1 pseudogene is annotated in these 331 nt (G+C 75.2%); it reads right to left on the bottom strand.

Going from position 1 to position 331, the window contains the following annotated elements:
- Positions 1 to 331: pseudogene (locus G3I41_RS08185) on the bottom strand (type VII secretion protein EccE); the annotation flags it as partial.

The raw sequence follows: 331 nt of genomic DNA, 5'->3' as shown, positions 1-331 counted from the left end.
AACGGGTACCTCCGAGGGGCAGGGTGGCCAGCACACCGGGCAGCTGCTCGCGGTCCAGCCGCACCAGACCGACCCGTACCGCTCGGGCGGCGTGCTCCAACTGGCGTCGCAGGGCCATTAGTTCGTCGTGGCCGCGGGCGGTGAGCCGGACATGTCCGGTGACGGCGGACGTGCCGCCCGCGCCGCGTGACACCGTCAGGCTGAACGTGCTGACGGGGGCCCGCGTCGACGTCAGGGCCGCCACCACCTGCGCCGAGGCCGCCGCCCCCGCGCCCAGGTGCGGCCAGCGGCCGACCCAGTACGTGGTGTGCCAGCGGTCGTCGCAGCGCCA

This window comes from Streptomyces sp. SID9727 (genome assembly GCF_010550605.1).
Lineage (GTDB): Bacteria > Actinomycetota > Actinomycetes > Streptomycetales > Streptomycetaceae > Streptomyces.
Note: the sequence above shows the minus strand (reverse complement) of the source record. Positions and strands in the feature narration are given on the sequence as shown.